The 16,325-nt window shown below is 28.3% G+C and carries 19 protein-coding genes and 1 tRNA gene; 11 read left to right on the forward strand and 9 right to left on the reverse strand.

All coding sequences use genetic code 11. The features are described 5' to 3' along the window. Positions 1-2 precede the first annotated feature (2 nt). The 4 genes from ACTTAQ_RS03490 (at position 3) to ychF (ending at position 3,333) form a co-directional block, all read left to right on the forward strand. Positions 3-935, forward strand: coding sequence for a ribose-phosphate pyrophosphokinase (locus tag ACTTAQ_RS03490; protein WP_440695590.1), 933 nt, complete (start codon positions 3-5; stop codon positions 933-935). Positions 936-998: 63 nt separating this feature from the next. Then, positions 999-1,706, forward strand: a complete 708-nt coding sequence (locus ACTTAQ_RS03495; RefSeq protein ID WP_440695591.1) for a 50S ribosomal protein L25/general stress protein Ctc — start codon at positions 999-1,001, stop codon at positions 1,704-1,706. Continuing rightward, entirely contained in the window at positions 1,706-2,260 is a 555-nt protein-coding gene (gene pth, locus ACTTAQ_RS03500; RefSeq protein ID WP_440695592.1) for an aminoacyl-tRNA hydrolase, read from the forward strand. The genes ACTTAQ_RS03495 and pth overlap by 1 nt, the downstream gene beginning before the upstream one ends. Next, positions 2,257-3,333, forward strand: a complete 1,077-nt coding sequence (ychF, locus tag ACTTAQ_RS03505; protein WP_440695594.1) for a redox-regulated ATPase YchF — start codon at positions 2,257-2,259, stop codon at positions 3,331-3,333. Before pth ends, ychF begins: the two co-directional genes overlap by 4 nt. Here ychF and ACTTAQ_RS03510 read toward each other — a convergent pair. The 3 genes from ACTTAQ_RS03510 to petA are packed head-to-tail and all read right to left on the reverse strand — an operon-like array spanning position 3,310 to position 5,885. Then, positions 3,310-4,080 carry a cytochrome c1 gene (locus ACTTAQ_RS03510; RefSeq protein ID WP_440695596.1) on the reverse strand — a complete coding sequence of 257 codons (771 nt, stop codon included), beginning with the start codon at positions 4,078-4,080 and terminating at the stop codon, positions 3,310-3,312. The genes ychF and ACTTAQ_RS03510 overlap by 24 nt on opposite strands. Continuing rightward, positions 4,081-5,346 (reverse strand): cytochrome b, encoded by a 1,266-nt coding sequence (locus ACTTAQ_RS03515; RefSeq protein WP_440695598.1) that lies wholly within the window; start codon positions 5,344-5,346, stop codon positions 4,081-4,083. Between the two features lie 8 nt (positions 5,347-5,354). Beyond that, positions 5,355-5,885, reverse strand: coding sequence for a ubiquinol-cytochrome c reductase iron-sulfur subunit (petA, locus tag ACTTAQ_RS03520; RefSeq protein ID WP_440695600.1), 531 nt, complete (start codon positions 5,883-5,885; stop codon positions 5,355-5,357). A gap of 82 nt (positions 5,886-5,967) precedes the next feature. Between petA and ACTTAQ_RS03525 the strand changes: the two genes are divergently transcribed. Together ACTTAQ_RS03525 and greA are read left to right on the forward strand one after the other, a co-directional pair. After that, positions 5,968-6,411 (forward strand): tRNA (cytidine(34)-2'-O)-methyltransferase, encoded by a 444-nt coding sequence (locus ACTTAQ_RS03525; protein ID WP_440695602.1) that lies wholly within the window; start codon positions 5,968-5,970, stop codon positions 6,409-6,411. A 52-nt stretch (positions 6,412-6,463) separates the two neighbouring features. After that, the gene (greA, locus tag ACTTAQ_RS03530) at positions 6,464-6,940 is read left to right on the forward strand and encodes a transcription elongation factor GreA (RefSeq protein ID WP_440679946.1); all 477 of its coding nucleotides are present in this window, start codon (positions 6,464-6,466) and stop codon (positions 6,938-6,940) included. Here greA and ACTTAQ_RS03535 read toward each other — a convergent pair whose 3' ends face one another. The 4 genes from ACTTAQ_RS03535 to ACTTAQ_RS03550 form a co-directional block, all read right to left on the reverse strand. Next, positions 6,941-8,167 carry a CCA tRNA nucleotidyltransferase gene (locus ACTTAQ_RS03535; RefSeq protein WP_440695604.1) on the reverse strand — a complete coding sequence of 409 codons (1,227 nt, stop codon included), beginning with the start codon at positions 8,165-8,167 and terminating at the stop codon, positions 6,941-6,943. Between the two features lie 6 nt (positions 8,168-8,173). After that, positions 8,174-8,248 (reverse strand) — tRNA-Gln (locus ACTTAQ_RS03540). Positions 8,249-8,261: 13 nt separating this feature from the next. Then, complete coding sequence (ispE, locus tag ACTTAQ_RS03545; protein WP_440695606.1) at positions 8,262-9,113, reverse strand: 4-(cytidine 5'-diphospho)-2-C-methyl-D-erythritol kinase; 852 nt, start codon at positions 9,111-9,113, stop codon at positions 8,262-8,264. Then, the gene (locus ACTTAQ_RS03550) at positions 9,106-10,782 is read right to left on the reverse strand and encodes a tetratricopeptide repeat protein (protein WP_440695608.1); all 1,677 of its coding nucleotides are present in this window, start codon (positions 10,780-10,782) and stop codon (positions 9,106-9,108) included. The genes ispE and ACTTAQ_RS03550 overlap by 8 nt, the downstream gene beginning before the upstream one ends. A gap of 4 nt (positions 10,783-10,786) precedes the next feature. Between ACTTAQ_RS03550 and ACTTAQ_RS03555 the strand changes: the two genes are divergently transcribed. The 3 genes from ACTTAQ_RS03555 to ACTTAQ_RS03565 all read left to right on the forward strand — a co-directional run bounded on the left by ACTTAQ_RS03555 (position 10,787) and on the right by ACTTAQ_RS03565 (position 13,177). Next, positions 10,787-11,443 (forward strand): uracil-DNA glycosylase, encoded by a 657-nt coding sequence (locus ACTTAQ_RS03555; protein WP_440695610.1) that lies wholly within the window; start codon positions 10,787-10,789, stop codon positions 11,441-11,443. Further along, a complete protein-coding gene (locus ACTTAQ_RS03560; protein ID WP_440695612.1) occupies positions 11,437-12,036 on the forward strand; it encodes a ribonuclease HII in 600 nt (199 codons plus the stop codon). Before ACTTAQ_RS03555 ends, ACTTAQ_RS03560 begins: the two co-directional genes overlap by 7 nt. A 79-nt stretch (positions 12,037-12,115) precedes the next feature. Continuing rightward, positions 12,116-13,177 carry a site-specific DNA-methyltransferase gene (locus ACTTAQ_RS03565; RefSeq protein WP_440695614.1) on the forward strand — a complete coding sequence of 354 codons (1,062 nt, stop codon included), beginning with the start codon at positions 12,116-12,118 and terminating at the stop codon, positions 13,175-13,177. On the opposite strand, the gene ACTTAQ_RS03570 is transcribed toward ACTTAQ_RS03565, so the two are convergent. Beyond that, the gene (locus ACTTAQ_RS03570; protein ID WP_440695616.1) at positions 13,172-14,290 is read right to left on the reverse strand and encodes an FAD-dependent monooxygenase; all 1,119 of its coding nucleotides are present in this window, start codon (positions 14,288-14,290) and stop codon (positions 13,172-13,174) included. The two genes, ACTTAQ_RS03565 and ACTTAQ_RS03570, sit on opposite strands and share 6 nt — an antisense overlap. Continuing rightward, entirely contained in the window at positions 14,287-15,300 is a 1,014-nt protein-coding gene (locus tag ACTTAQ_RS03575; RefSeq protein ID WP_440695618.1) for a hypothetical protein, read from the reverse strand. The genes ACTTAQ_RS03570 and ACTTAQ_RS03575 overlap by 4 nt, the downstream gene beginning before the upstream one ends. A 6-nt stretch (positions 15,301-15,306) precedes the next feature. Between ACTTAQ_RS03575 and ACTTAQ_RS03580 the strand changes: the two genes are divergently transcribed. Both ACTTAQ_RS03580 and ACTTAQ_RS03585 read left to right on the forward strand, forming a co-directional pair. Beyond that, positions 15,307-15,753, forward strand: coding sequence for a DciA family protein (locus ACTTAQ_RS03580; RefSeq protein WP_440695620.1), 447 nt, complete (start codon positions 15,307-15,309; stop codon positions 15,751-15,753). Continuing rightward, on the forward strand, positions 15,740-16,324 hold the full coding sequence (locus ACTTAQ_RS03585) for a DsbA family protein (protein ID WP_440695622.1): 585 nt from the start codon (positions 15,740-15,742) through the stop codon (positions 16,322-16,324). The genes ACTTAQ_RS03580 and ACTTAQ_RS03585 overlap by 14 nt, the downstream gene beginning before the upstream one ends. The last annotated feature ends 1 nt before the right edge of the window (position 16,325 follow it).

Consider the following 16,325-nt stretch of genomic DNA (forward strand, 5'->3'; position numbering starts at 1 on the left):
TCATGAAAATAATATCTTGTACTAATAACGTTAGCCTATCAAAAGATATCGCAAAAAAATTAGGAAAAAAACTTGTTGATACAAAAATTACAAGATTTGCTGATGGTGAAGTCTATGTTGAAATTAATGAAAATATGAGAGGTCAGGATGTTTTTGTCATTCAGAGTACATCTACACCTGTCAATGATAGTATCATGGAATTATTAATTTGTGTTGATGCTTTAAGAAGAGCATCAGCAAAAAGTATTACTGCAGTACTTCCTTATTTTGCTTATGCGAGACAAGATCGTAAAGTGACACCAAGATCGCCAATTAGTGCTAAGTTATTTGCTAATCTATTAATTGGATCTGGTGTAAATCGTATTCTTACAATGGACTTGCACGCTAATCAAATCCAAGGATTTTTTGATATTCCAGTTGATAATTTATTTGCTGCTCCAACATTTGTAGGGCACATAAAAAAATATATTAAATCAAAAAATATAGTTTGTGTTGCGCCTGATGTGGGTGGGGTTGAAAGAGCAAGGGCAATAGGTAAAAGATTATCTGCAGATCTTGCCATAATTGATAAGAGAAGGTCAGGCCCTGGAAAATCAGAAGTTATGAATGTAATTGGAAATGTAAAAAATAAAACCTGTATAATTATTGATGATTTAGTAGATAGTGGTGGTACAATTGTAAATGCAGCTACTGCTTTAAAAAATAAAGGTGCAAAAGATGTTTATGCTTATGTTGTACACGGAGTGCTTACTGGAGAAGCCGTAAAAAAAATAAATAAATCAAAAATTAAAAAATTTGTAATTTCAAATTCAATTTTGAATGATAAAAAAATCGGGCGATCAGCAAAATTTCAAATTATCAATGTGGGCACTTTACTTGCTGAGGCAATTAAACGTATTTCTATATCAAAATCTGTTTCAAAACTGTTTAAATAGGTCATTTTTTTACAATAAATCTCACTTGTCTTTTTTATACTTTATTGTAAAAACCTGCCAATCATGAGTTCAGAAAACAATACTATAGAAGCTTTAGTAAGATCAACAAAAACTAAATCAGAGCTTAACAAACTTAGATCTGAAGGATTTGTACCAGGAATATTATATGGTGATATTGATAAGAATATTAATTTAAGCGTTAAAAAAAGCACTTTAGATCATTTTTTAAAAACAACAAATTTCAAAAGTAAAGTATTTAAAATTAATTTAGATGGAAAAGAGTATGAGGTATTGCCGAGAGATATAGAGTTCGAAAACATCTCTAATCAACCAATTCATGTTGATTTCCAAAAACTATCAGCCAACACTAAAGTTATCGTTTGGATTCCAGTGAAGTTTTTAAACGAAGAGACTTGTCCAGGATTAAAAATGGGAGGAGTGTTAAACATAGTGAGACGTAAAGTAGAACTTGATTGTCCTGCAGATAAAATTCCATCAGAATTGATTGTAGATTTAGCAAAAAGAGAAATTGGTGAAAGTATTCATATATCAGCAATTAATTTACCTGAAGGAGTTGTTCCTACGATTAAAGATAGAGACTTTACTATAGCCACAGTGGCTGCACCAACAGTAGTCAAAGAACCAGAGCCTGCTGCAGAAGGAGCTGAAGCTACAGCTGAGGGTGGCGAGGAAGAAAAAACTGAAGAAGCTAAATCTGGAGATGCTGATAAATCTGGTGAAGAAAAAAAAGAGAGCACTGACAAGAAATAATGTTCTTGTTGGCTGGCCTTGGTAATCCAGATCAAAAATATCAAAACAATCGACACAACGTTGGATTTGCGTTCCTAGACTTTCTAGTATCAGCGGAAAATTATAAAAAAAAATTTAAAGGTCTTCTTGCTGAAAAAGAAATAGATAGCCATAAAACATTTTTATTAAAACCAATGACATATATGAATTTATCTGGAGAATCTTTGTTTGAAATTAAAAAATTCTATAAACTTGATAATCAAAATATTTTTGTAATTCACGATGATTTGGATCTCGAGGTCGGTAAAATTAAAGTTAAAAATGGCGGTTCTAGTGGTGGTCATAATGGGATAGAATCTATCTCAGAACATATCGGTAATGATTTTAACCGAATTAGAATTGGGATCGGGCATCCGGGCGAAAAAAATTTAGTTGATAATTATGTTTTAAATGATTTCAAAAAAGAAGAAGTTAAACTTATTGAAAATTCTTTTGTGTCTATAAAACAAAACTTTCAATTAGTATTTTTAAAAAAATTTGGCGAATTTTCAAGCAAGGTAAATAATATTATATGAGCTTTAAATGCGGAATAGTTGGTCTACCAAATGTTGGTAAATCAACAACTTTCAATGCTTTGACAAAATCTAAAAACGCTGAAGCAGCAAATTTTCCTTTTTGTACCATAGAGCCAAATGTTGGTGTAGTTGCAGTTCCAGACTCAAGGTTAGATAAAATATCTAAAATAGCAAAATCTGAAAAAGTAATTAATACATTGATTACCTTTGTTGATATTGCGGGACTAGTTGAGGGCGCATCTAAAGGAGAAGGTTTGGGAAATAAATTTTTATCACACATAAGAGAAGTGGATGCAATAGTACATTTATTAAGATGTTTTGACTCAGATGATATTCAAAATGTAAATAAGACTGTTGATCCTAATCGTGATCTTGAAATTATTGAAACTGAGCTAATGTTAGCAGATTTAGAATCATTGGAAAAAAGATTAGACAAAAAGAAAAAAAATAAATCTGAAAATGAAGAATTAGATAGCTTACTATCAAGCGCTATGGAGTTACTGAAAAAAGGTGATTCAATAAATCATCTAAGAGAAAAATTCGATGAGAAAATTATCAATATGTCTAATTTATTGACGTTAAAACCAAAAATTATTGTCTGTAATACAGATGAGGGAAGTGTTGCAAAAGGAAATAAATATACGGAGAAAGTTTTAGAGAAAAACAAAAATAATGAGGTAGTACTAATATCCGCTGAAATAGAACAGCAAATTAACGATTTAAGTAATGCTGATGCAAAAGAATTTATGAAAGAAATTGGTTTAAGTGAAACTGGCTTAGATAGATTAATTAAATCTAGTTACAAATCACTAGACTTGTGTACTTACTTTACAGCAGGACCCCAAGAAACAAAAGCATGGACTGTAAAAAAAAATAGCAAAGCGCCAGATGCTGCTGCTGTAATACATACTGATTTTAAGAAAGGTTTCATTAAAGCTGAGGTTATTGCGTATGAAGAGTATATTAAGTTTAATGGTGAGTCAGGGTGTAGAGATAATGGAAAATTAAGAATTGAAGGCAAAGATTATAAAGTTCAAGATGGTGATATCTTACACTTTAGATTCAACACGTGACCAAATCTTTTTCATCGAAAAGAATACAAGAACACTAAAAATTAACAAATAAAGAATGGTTTTAAAGCCAATTCTTTTTCTCTTTTCTAAATGAGGCTCTGCCGCCCACGTTAGGAAAGCAGTTACATCTTGTGACATTTGAGAAACTGTAGCTTTCGTTCCGTCAGAATATTCTACGCTACCGTCGCTCAGCGGCGCAGCCATTCTAATTTTATTGCCCGCCATATATTTATTGTAGTAAACACCCTCCTCTATTTTCATATCTGAAGGTGGATTTTCATAACCCATTAGAATTGAGTAAATATAATTAGCTCCACCAGATCTAGCTTTTACTAGCACTGACATATCTGGAGGATATGCACCACCATTAACAGCTCTTGCGGCTTTCTCATTTGGGTATGGACTGATAAATTTATCTTTTGGTAATCCAGCTCTCTCAAACATTTCTCCATCTTCATTTGGCCCATCTTTAACAGTAAACCCGGCTGCAATTGCCTTTACTTCTGCATCTGAGAATTCAGGTCCACCTGTTTCACCTAGATTTCTATAACTTAGATATTTCATTGAATGACAAGATGCACAAACTTCTTTATAAACTTGATAACCTCTTTGTAGTTGAGCCCTATCAAACTTTCCAAAAAAACCATTAAAAGACCAGTCTACTTTCATAGGCTTTTCTGCTTCACCTGCCGCAAATGAATTAAATGAAATTAAAATGGATACAAATATTGATAATAGTAATTTCATTTACTGAAGGTCTTTATCTATCTTTTTAGCAAAAGCAGGGTTGCCTGAGCCTGTAAATATTGGATCAGCAATACTTGTAGGTATTGGTTTTGTTTTTTCAGTGAAACCTAAAATCGGTAAAATAATTAAAAAATGAGCAAAATAATAAACTGTTGCAACTCTACCAATTGCTACGTACATGCCCTCTGCAGGCATTGCACCGATATAACCTAGCACTAAAACATCTATCACTAATATCCAAAAAAACTGTTTATAAATTGGTCTAAAAACTGCTGACCTTACTTTAGATGTATCTAACCATGGGAGTGCTGCTAATATTAAAATTGCACTAAACATTAAAATTACACCACCTAACTTATCTGGTACTGATCTTAAAATTGCATAAAATGGTAATAGATACCATTCTGGCACAATGTGCGCCGGTGTTACTAGTGGGTCTGCTTGTATGTAGTTATCTGAGTGACCTAAAACATTTGGTGCATAAAAAACAAAGCCTGCAAAAACTATCATAAAAATTACAAGTGCAAATAAATCCTTAATTACAATGTATGGATGAAATGGAACTGTATCTGAACCATCTTTTTTTAAATCAATTCCAACTGGGTTATTGTTACCCGGAACATGTAGTGCCCAAATATGAAGTATTACTAAACCTAAAATTAAAAATGGTATTAAATAATGTAAACTAAAAAATCTAGTTAACGTTGGGTTGTCAACTGAGTAACCGCCCCAAAGCCATTGAGTAATACTTTCACCTACTAGCGGTATTGCACTAAATAAGTTTGTAATAACAGTAGCGCCCCAGAAACTCATCTGACCCCATGGCAAAACATAACCCATGAATGCAGCCGCCATCATTAAAAGATAAATTAAAATACCTAAAATCCAAATTACTTCTCTTGGTGATTTGTATGAACCATAAAATAAAGCTCTAAAAATGTGAATGTAAACTGCTAAGAAAAACATTGATGCACCATTTGCATGGATATATCTAATTAACCAACCGTAATTCACATCTCTCATAATATGTTCTACGCTAGAAAAAGCTAAATCAGCATGCGCAGTGTAGTGCATAGCTAATACGATACCTGTTATAATTTGTGTAACTAAACAAAAAGTTAATATTCCACCAAATGTCCACCAATAATTTAAATTTTTAGGTGTTGGATACTGCATTAAGTGTCCATTAAATAATGTTAATAATGGAAGTCTTTCATCAAACCATCTTCCAAGAGCTGATGTAGGTTTATAATTTGTATCACTCATAGTTATTTTTAACCTATTACTAATTTTGTATCTGAGACAAACTCATAGTTTGGGACTTCCATGTTTACCGGTGCTGGACCCTTTCTAATTCTTCCAGAGATATCATAATGCGAACCGTGACAAGGACAAAACCATCCACCATATTCTCCTTGTTGCTTTAAAGGAACACAGCCTAAGTGAGTGCAAACACCGACCATCACTAACCACTCGTCTTTGCCTTTTTTAACTCTCTCTTCATCCTTTTGTGGATCTTTAAGTTCTTTGAGACTTACCTGTCTAGCTTTCATCACTTCTTCATCTGTTCTTCTTCTAATAAAAATTGGTTTACCTCTCCACATTACTGTAACTTCGTTACCTTTATCAATCTTGCTGATATCAACCTCAACTTTAGCCAATGCTTTAACTGATGCATCAGGATTCATTTGAGTAACTAATGGAAGAGCTACACATCCAGCGCCTACTGCTCCAACTGTTGTTGTGGCAATATGAATAAATTCCCTTCTAGTAGGTTTATCTTTATTATTATCTTCTTCTGACATTTTTTAAATTTTGTGATGTAAGATATATATTATTAATTTAATGTATTTTTCTAATACAACAATGACGCAGATTGGATAAAATATGATCAATATTGCTTTATATCAGCCAGATATTCCTCAAAATACTGCAGCTATAATTAGGACTTGTGCATGCCTAGGTCTGAAACTAGAAATTATTAAGCCAGCAGGTTTTGTTCTTAACGAAAAAAAACTAGACCGAATCTATATGGATTACTTGAAAGATTGTGAAATTTTTTACCATGAAAGCTTTGATACCTTTGTGAAGAGCAAAAAAAAGGAAAGAGTAATATTATTTACGACTAAAACTAAAAATAACTATACTAAATTCACTTTTGAAAAAAATGATACCTTGCTTTTTGGAAGTGAAAGCAAAGGTGTAAGTGAAGAAGTTCATGAGACCATTAAAAATAAACTGAATATTTCAATTAAAAATAATACACGTTCGCTCAATTTAGCCACCAGTGTAGCAATAGCTTCATCCGAAGCCTTAAGGCAATTTGGGTAAATTTAATTAAGTTATGTCTTTTTTGAACTAAGACAAAATGTTAATATAAATCATGGATAAGCAACCAATAACAATATCAGGTTTACAAAAAATTAGAGTAGAACTTGATGATAGAAAAAATAATACAAGACCTAAAATTGTACAAGCAATTGCTGAAGCAAGGTCTCATGGAGACTTGAAAGAAAATGCTGAATATCATGCAGCAAAAGAAGAGCAAGGTTTGAACGAAAGAAGAATTAAAGAGCTTGAAACAACTATCGCGACAGCAAATGTCATTGATGTTACAAAATTAAAAAAAGACGATAAAGTAATTTTTGGTGCAACCATCACTGTCAAGGATTTAGAAACTGACAAAGAAAGTAAGTATAAAATAGTTGGCAAAGATGAAGCCGACGTAAAGAACGGACTTTTATTTTATCAATCACCTATGGGAAGAGGATTTATTGGAAAAACTAAAGGAGAATTTGCTGAGATAAAAACTCCCTCTGGTGAAAAAAATTTTGAAATAACAAATGTTCAATATATTTAATTATTTAAATAATTGAATGGCGTCGTCTATATCCTTATCTCTAATTTCATAATTATTTGCTACCCACCTTTGCTTTAAAAAATTAATTGCATTCCCTAAATTTGCATCTTCTTTAAAACCTTTTTTGATAAGGATATTTGCATCAAATTTAAATTCTGGAGGTTTTGTTTCCTTTATAACTTTAAGATTACTCTCATATAAATCATAGTGATATTTTTCATTAACCAAATATTGAAAATGAATAAAATCAATAACTGATGCAACTCCATATTTTAAAACAGCTTTTTTTAAATTTTCAATTTTTTCAATTGTATCTGTTGTTTTAAAAGTAAATTGCAATTGAAGATTATTTAAACGATTTTTAATTTCATTTGATAAATGAAAATCTTTTACAAATCTTTCAAAATTTCTTGTTTGGTCAATTAACAATAGCGATATTAAAACTACCCAATCAACTTCTTTTTTTAAAATTCTTTTTTTTCTTTTGAATTCTAGGCGTGTTAAATATTTTATTCCTTTATAAACTGATAAAAAAAGATCTTTAGAAAAATTATTTGAAAATAATTTATAACCAAGTCCACTTATTAAGATTTTACTCATTTCGCCAATTAATCTCTCTTTAGACAAATTCTCTATATTATCTTGATTTTGACTAATATATTTTAAGACATATTCTTCATGATCATGTTTTGAAAATTGGATATGAAATCTAAAATATCTTAAAGCTCTTAAATAATCTTCTTTAATTCTTTTGGCTGGATCTCCAATAAATTTTATATATCCATTTTTTATATCATCAACACCTTTAAAAGGATCATAAACCCTGCCATCAAGATCGCAATAAATAGAATTAATTGTAAAATCTCGTCTAAGCGCATCTTGTCTCCAATCTTTGGTGAACATTACGCTTGCGTGCCTGCCATCTTCATTAAAATCTTTTCTTAAAGTATTAACTTCAAAAAATTTATTATTGATAAATACTTTTATAGAACCATATTTTTCAAATGTGTCATCATAAGTAATATTAGATTTATTGAGTTTATTTTTTACTTGCTCAGGTTCTAATGAAGTTGCAAAATCAATATCAGAAAGTTCTTTATCAAAAAGCAAATCTCTTACACATCCGCCAACAAATAAACATACAACATCTTCTTCATCTGAATTAATTATATGAAAGACCTTTTTCGCTTCCTCATATTCATTCAATTTTATAAGATTAGAAATCATTTTTGTTGGCTGGGGCACTAGGATTCGAACCTAGGAATGGCGGTACCAAAAACCGCTGCCTTACCGCTTGGCTATGCCCCAATTAATTTAACAATTAAATTGTTTTAGCTATCGTAGTCCAAAAAGCTTTTTTCTGCTTTTTAATCATTTTTTGAATATTTAAAAGTGATTTTTTAGTATCGCAAATAACAAAAAAAGCTGAACCGCTTCCAGTCATTGAATAATATAAGATGCTATCAAGTTTATCTAGTATTTTACTCAAATCTATAATTTTTTTTGAAATTCTAGATGCTGGAGCAAATAAATCATTTTTATAAAGTTTGCATAAATTTATTAATGAAAGTTTTTTTGCCAAATTAATTTTTTTATTAATACTAATTTTTGAAAATTTGTTTAATTTGTTAAAAACTTTTTTTGTTGAGATGGATTGATTTGGAAAAATTATAAGTAATTTTAAGTTTAACTTATGATGAAATTTTACATATCTTTCCCCTGAAGATTTTATTAATTTTACTTTATTATCAATAAATAAAGGGCAGTCTTTTCCAATTTTTGCTAATAATTTAAGACTCTCTTTATATGAGATTTTTAGTTTATATTTTTTTTTTAAATGTTTAAAAACAGTTACTGCATTTGAGGATGCTCCACCCAGTCCAGAACCATTTGGTATATTTTTTTTTATTCGTACAATAAAGTTTTTATCTTTTAAATATAAAAATTTTTTTTTCATTAAATAAATTAAATTAGAAATAGTGTTTTTTTCTGATTTGATTTTGAAAGGTCCTGTAAATAAAAATTTACTTTTTTTTGCTGATGTTTCTTGAATTGATATTTCATCAAATAAGTTTATTTGAGAAATTAAACTATAGAGATTATGATAATTTTTAGATTTTCCGACAACTTTTAAAAATAAATTTACCTTGGCAAATGATTTAATTTTATTCACTAATTTTTAACCCATTTACAATTTTATCTTTTATTCTTTTTTCTCTCTCAGGATCAATATTTTCTAAATTTAGTGCATTTTTCCAAACGTAACGTGCTTGTAAATACTTATTGTTCATCCACAAAACATCACCGTAATGATCGTATACCTCGCTTTCTGATGATACTTTTTCATAGGCAATTTTTAATAATTTTTCTGCTTTATTAAAATCTTTTTGTAGAAAATAAGCCCAACCTAAAGAGTCTATAATATAGCCCAGCTCCCACTTGCTTAATTTTACGGCATCTTCCAACATCCTAGTTGCCTCATTAATATTTTTATTTCTTTCTAGCCAGCTGTAAGCTAAATAATTAATTACTGAATATTCTTTTGGAGAAAGAGATAAAGATTTTTTTAAGTTTTTTTCTGACAATTCCCAATTTTTTAATCTTTCATAACAAATTCCTACATAATAATAAAAAGACCAATCAAGATCTAAATTCATATTTTCAATTCTCTTATAATAATCTAAAGCTAGTTCATAATTTTTTTTTACTCTAAAATAATTTGCCAAATCAAAATATTTATCTTTCAAAAATAAATCATTTTTAACTATAGTTTTTTCTAAAAAATTTATATTTTTTTTTTCTTCTTGAACTGCCATTTGATAATTTACATACCATTTATATTCTGTTCCAATATTTTTTAGTTTGCTGACTGATAAATAATTTATTCTTTCCAAATTATTTTCTATTATATGGTTTTCAAAAGAAGCTAGATGATTTGATAAAAATCTTTCATTAAATTTTAATGATAGTGATAGAAGTAATTTTGAAAAATCGTCATCCCTCTGCATATATAAATTTGAAAATAAATAAAAAATTTCAGCGATGTTATCTTCAAATTTTTTTGGATCAAAAAAAAGTAAAACTTGATTATTATTTTTATTAAAATCAACTATTGACTGCTTTAAAAGTAAATTTCTATCATCATTAATAAAAGCATATTCTAATATGCTCAAAGCTTTTTTATTATTACCTATTTTTTTTTCATTCCAAGCAGAAAAGATTTGGTATCTTATTAGCTCATTTGAATTGAGAATTTTTTTGTTATAGTAATTGTATAAGTCTAAATCTTCAATGTATCTAGATGATAAAAATTTATTGATTAAACCTATACTTAGATTTCTCGATTTAAATTTCTTAATAGCATTAAATTGATTTTTGCTCTTATCTCTAATTTCAATCCAAAAAATTAACGAATTTTGAAATTCTTGAAAAACCAAATCATTACTCTTAATTTTTTTTATTTCTATTAACGCTTCTTTATATTTTTTTTGTTTCAAAAAATTAACTGACCTAATAAAATCAAATAAAAAAATACCAGAGTATATTTTTTCAGTTTCAGATATTACTTTTGCAGCTTCGCTTAGTTTGCCGCTAATTACTAAAGAACTTATATATTTAATGTCATATTCAATATGTCTTCCTGTCAGCTCATTTATTTTGTCTAAGTTTTTCGCTGCCAAGTTGTGTTTATTTTCATCGTATAAAATTGAACTATACAAATAATTTTTAATATAATCATCTGATTGAATAATTGTTTTATTTTTGAAAATAAAAGCTGTTGCCTCAATAGTGGATAATGCAAATAAAATACTACAAATTATTAAAAATTTTTTTAAGTTCATGAATATGATGCAAAATAAAAATATCTTTGATTTCTATCAATCATCGGGTGTTTATGACAGAGTTATTTTTAATAAAAAAATCAGCAATAGTTGTCTAACTTTAAATGACTTAAAGAAAAAAATTAATAACTTAAAAGACTTCTATAATAAAAAACAAGATCAACTTGTCTTTTCTGATGGAAATTCTAAATCTAAAATAATGATTATTGGTGATGCGCCTGGAGTTTCTGATGAAATTAATGGAAAACCATTTTCTGGTGAATCTGGTGAGCTTTTAGATAAAATGCTAATGGCGATTAATCTTGATAGAAACAAAGTATATCTTACAAATATAATAAATTTTAGATTGCAAGATAATAAGAAATTAGGTCCTGTCGAAATTAAAAACTACAGATCCATAATATTTGACCATATTACAATAATAAATCCAAAAATTATTTTTATTTTAGGATCTGTGACATTTAATTTTTTTTTTGAAAATACTCAGTCACTCACTAAATCAAGGGGTCATTGGAATAAAATTAAAATAAGTAATAATGAATATGATTGCTTGCCGAGCTATCATCCGGCTTTTTTGCTTAGACAACCCTCGCAGAAAAAAGCATCGTGGAAAGATTTAAAAAATTTAAAACAAAAGATTATCGAACAAAATTTGTGCTAAGCATCTTAGAAGAAAAAAAAATATCTAATTTTATTGTTGGAGTTGATGAAGTTGGCAGAGGCCCACTCGCGGGCCCTGTAGTATCTGCAGCTGTAATTTTACCTTTAGATTTCGATTATAAATGCCTTGATGATTCTAAAAAATTATCAAAGGTTAAAAGAGAGAAAGTTTTTGAAATATTAAAAATAAAAAGTAAATTTAAATTAGGTATAGCCGAAGTAGATGAAATTGATAAAATTAACATTCTTCAGGCTTCGCTAATTTCAATGAAACGAGCAGTTGACCAATTTGATTTACCAAAAGATCATAAAATACTAGTGGATGGCCCTTGGTCATTCGATAAAACAAACCAAAACATAATTACAAAAATCAAGGGTGATGCTAAGTACCCGTCAATTGCTGCGGCTTCTATAATTGCAAAAGTGTATAGAGATCAAATAATGTCGAAACTCTCAAAGAATTTTGTTCAATATTCATGGGATACAAATTCAGGTTATGGCACTCAAAAACATTTAAAGGCTATTAAAGAACACGGTATTACAGTTCACCATCGAAAATCATTTGCTCCAATACACAAAATATTGAGTCTATAAAAAACTTTAACACTATTTGATAATTGAAGGTCATTGACAAAAAGAAGTATATTTAGTCTATTCTACCTCCGGTTGAAATATGACTTTTGCAAAATTATATAATCAAGATTGTTTAGATAAGCTTAAAGAAATCGAATCTGAAAGTGTAGATTTAATTTTTGCTGATCCTCCATATAATCTTCAATTAAAAAATAAACTTTTCAGACCTGATGCTTCTAAAGTATCTGCAGTAAATGACTACTGGGATAAATTTGATTCTTTTAAAACATATGATGATTTTACAAATAGTTGGTTGAAAGAATGCAAAAGAATTTTAAAAAAAAATGGATCTATTTGGGTCATAGGTAGTTATCATAATATTTTTAGAGTTGGAAAATTAATACAAGATAATAGCTATTGGATTTTAAACGATGTCATTTGGAACAAAAGAAATCCGATGCCTAATTTTAAAGGTACTAGACTCACAAATGCCCATGAAACATTAATATGGGCAGCAAAATCCGAAAAATCAAAATATACTTTCAACTATCATTCAATGAAAACTTTTAATGAAGATAAACAACTAAGGTCTGATTGGGATATTCCAATATGTAATGGATCAGAGAGAATAACATCTAAAAATAAAAAGATTCATTCAACTCAAAAGCCAGAGGCTCTTCTCTATCGAGTATTACTTTGTGCAAGTAACAAAAATGACATTGTTTTAGATCCTTTCATGGGAACTGGAACAACTGGAGCAGTAGCGAAAAAATTAGGAAGAAACTTTATAGGTATAGAAAAAGAAAAAAAATATTTCAAGGCAGCTGAACAAAGAATTAAAAGAATTAAAGAGATTGATGAAAATTTCAATATTCCTATGACTAATAAAAAGAAAGAAAAAAGAATTCCTTTTGGATACTTGGTAGAGACGGGTATCGTAGAACCTGGTTTAAACTTATTTGATTTAAAAAAGAGATACAAAGCAAAGGTAATGTCGGATGGTTCAATATATTGCAACAAAATTCAAGGGTCTATTCATAAAGTTGGCGCTGAAATTCAAGGAATGCCGTCTTGCAATGGATGGTCATACTGGCATTTCAATATTGAAGGTAAGCTTGAACCGATTGATTATTTAAGAAAAAAAATTAGAAGTTCTTTATAGATTTCTTTCAATTTTATAATCAAATATAAAGGAGTTAAATTTTTTCGTCAAAAATTTATATTTACAAATTATTCTAATAATAAAATTTCTTATTAATCTGTTAATTAATAAACTTTGATGAAAAATAAATAAATTATTTTCAGATTTTTTTTTAATTTTTTTTACCCTATCTAATCTTAATTTAGAAAACCGTCTAACTGATAAATTCTTGCTCGAAATAATTTTATACAAAGCAAATGAATCTTCTATAGCCTGTGCAGCTCCTTGGGCTCTAGATGGAATAAATCCATGAGCAGAGTCGCCAATAAAAAAAGTGTTATCATTTCCATAAAATATTTTATTTAATGAGTAAATTGGCCAAGATTTTATATTTTCACAAATACAAACTTTTTTAAATCTTTCTGGTAGCAGATCCTGAAACATTTCACTAAAGTTTGTAGCTAAATTATTATAATTATCATCATCAGGATTTTTTTTTGTTTTTGAAACTAGAGTGAACGAATTATTTTTCATTTGATCTATTGGATAAGTTACCAAATGAAAATTTTTACCCATTAAAAGATTGATATATTCCTCCTGTACAGAATTAGAAAAAAAACCTCTATACGCACAGAAACCAGAGTATAATGGTCTTACAAATGCAGGCCTTAATTTTGAAAATATACCGTCAGCAACAACAATAATATCAAATTCGAAATTAGATTTATCTTTCAAAATCACTTTATTATGAATGATTTCAGATACACTTTTATTAATTATATTTTTTTCTAAAGAATAATTTTTAATTAAAAAGCCAATTAAATCTGATCTATTCATAGTTAAATATTGATTTGAATTTAAATAATTAAATTTCATTGAGGCAATTTTTTCTTTTTCGAAAATATCAAAAAAATTAATTCCTTTAACTGAATAAAATTTATTATGATCGAGTCGATCAAAATCCAAACTATTTAAAATGTGTAAGGCATTTGGTGAGATTTGAATTCCATTTATATTTTTATTATTAATTAAATCTTTTTCAAAAATTGTAATTTGATAGTTGTCATTTTTCTTTAAAAATGATGCTAGTACTAACCCTGAAATTCCTGCTCCAACTATAGCTACGTTTTTCATTTTATAAATTTAATCTTTTTTAATATTTTTTTTAAAAAGCTGGAAATAAATTTACTCTTAAGCTCTGTAGCATTCATAAAATAATATGGACGATTAACTTTTATCATTTTCTTTGTTTCAAGACATAATATTTCTGCCTTAAAATTTGATATAGATATATTTAATATACCAAGATTTTGATAATTTTTATTTTTCTTTAGAATTTTTTTATAATTACGACCCTCTTGTGATATCTCGGGAACCAAAGGCACATTCAAAAACTCTTTTAATGGACCAAGATTTTTTTCATGTCTCAACAATATTTTTTTATTTTTACGAAAAATAATAGCTATAAATTTTTTTATTTTTTTTTCTGTTTTTACTTTCTTATCTGGATTAAATTTTTTATTTGATGAATATTTACAATTTTTATTTAAAAAGCAATCACTACATAGCGGCAATTTTGGTTTGCAAATTAGTGCACCAAGCTCCATTAAACCTTGCATTAAAAAACTGGATTTTTTTTCAACTTTTAATCCCTCAACATACTTTAAAATTTTTTTTTTACCGGAAATATTAAAAATTCTAGTAACAACTCTTTCTACATTCCCATCTATTCCAATTTCATTTTTGTCAAACGCAATTGATAATATTGCTTTTGCGGTATAGTCTCCGATACCAGGTAATGCTATCAAATCCTCATATTGGCTTGGAAGTTTATAATTATATTTTTTTTTAATAATCTTTGATGTTTCTAATAAAAATTTTGCTCGTCTATAATAACCTAAACCTTGCCACAATTTATTTACTTTTGTCTGACTTGTTTTCGAAAGTTTTTCCAAAGAATTAATTTTCTTGTAGAAGTTGTTAAAAAAAGGCAATGCCGTTTTTACCTGAGTCTGCTGCAGCATGAATTCACTAAGTAAAACTTTATAATGCCTATCTTTTTGATTTTTATATTTTCTCCAAGGTAAATCTCTTTGATATTTTTGATACCAAGCTAAAATTTTTTTTGATATTGATGAGTGCATAACAAAATGAAAAAAAATAGATCTTTTAGTACTTTAAAACCTATTCACACTTTATTACCAGAAAATTTGAAGAAATTAATTAAAAACCACCCCACAAGTAATTATGAAAATCTTAAAAAATCTTGGAAAAAAATAGTTGGTGAAAATCTATCCAAAAAGTGTGAATTAGTTAAAGTTCAAAAATATAATAGTGAAAATTCTATTTTTTTAAAAGTAGATAGAAACTATCTTATCGAAGTTGATTACTCTAGAGACGAGATTATAGAAAAGGTTAACTCTTTTTTAGGGTTTAAGTTTGCAAGTAAAATTTTGATAAATATTAAAGAAAACAAGAGTCCACAAGGTGTCAAAAAGGGTTTAAAATTAAACAAAAAAATGGAGAATTTGATAGATTCATTAAATGATGAAGAGTTAAAAAATAAACTTAAGAATTTTAGTAATGATAAAAAATAAAATATTTATATGTATCTTTGTTGCATTTTTTTCAATGTCAGCAAATGCCAAGGATGACTTTCCGTATTATGGTAAATTAGATCCAGAACCTAAAATAGTTGTACAAGTTTTTTCATCTTTGACTTGCCCTTATTGTGCAGACTTCCACTTAAATGTTTTACCTGAATTATTAAAAAAATATGTATCTAATGAAAAAATGTTAATTAAGCATATGGATTTCCCTTTAGATTTACCTGGATTAAAAGCTGCTCAAATTCAAAAATGTCTGCCTTTAGAATCACAAAAATCCTATTTAGATGAAATTTATAAAACGCAACCACAATGGACAAATGCAAAAACTTTAAAGGAATTAGAATCAAACATTGAAAAAATAACGAGTAAACTTGGGCTGCAAGGAAAAGATTTTCAAGACTGTTTAAAAAATAAAAAGAATGAAGATGCTGTTTTACAAAACCGAATAAAAGCACAATCAAAATATGAAATAGACGCTACACCAACTTTAATTATAAATGAAAAAAAATTTAAAGGTTCCACAAAAGAACTTGAAAAATATATAGATAAATTACTTTAAT

The sequence above is a fragment of the Candidatus Pelagibacter sp. HIMB109 genome, assembly GCF_052048155.1.
In the GTDB taxonomy this organism is placed as follows: domain Bacteria; phylum Pseudomonadota; class Alphaproteobacteria; order Pelagibacterales; family Pelagibacteraceae; genus HIMB114.